We start from the raw sequence: 562 nt of genomic DNA on the forward strand, positions 1-562 counted from the left end.
GGAGCAGCGGGTAAACTCTTCCGGTATCTCTACGCCATGAAAACGAAGAAGAGACTTGATGCGGTTCTTCGCACGGGTGCTGTCTTTTACTATCAGGTTTCTCATCCTTATCAAAGAACGAAGTTCCAGAGTTTCCACTCCGGGAACGTATATTCCAACCAATGAACCGGAACGTAATTCACGAGCCAGCTTGTTGCAGTCAACGGCATCTGTCTTGCGAAGTTTTTCCTTACTCATAGTCGGTACATCGGCAGGATTGACTACTATGTTGGTTATGCCCAAATCTGTCAGTCTCTCGTGTATCCAAAAGCCGCAGAATCCGGCTTCATAAACAGAGAAGTAATTGGCTCCAGGATAATTGCTGACAAGATACTTGTGCAACGCTTCCGGTTCGGGACTTTGGCTGAATCGCTTCAGAACACTGTGCTCTGACAAAATTGCAACAGACCAACTTTTCAAGTGGACATCAATTCCTACGTAAATATTTTGTCCACTAAAATCTAATTTGTTACTTTGTACACACTTCATAAGCTATATCGTTATTGGTTAATATTGTTTTTCT

At 42.9% G+C, this 562-nt stretch carries 1 protein-coding gene; it reads right to left on the reverse strand.

The features are described from left to right. A partial coding sequence (locus I6E24_RS16620; protein WP_204509203.1) for an IS110 family transposase occupies positions 1-528 on the reverse strand: 528 nt, incomplete at its 3' end. Between the last annotated feature and the right edge of the window lie 34 nt (positions 529-562).

The organism is Bacteroides caecigallinarum (assembly GCF_021530995.1).
Taxonomy (GTDB): Bacteria; Bacteroidota; Bacteroidia; order Bacteroidales; family Bacteroidaceae; genus Phocaeicola; species Phocaeicola faecigallinarum.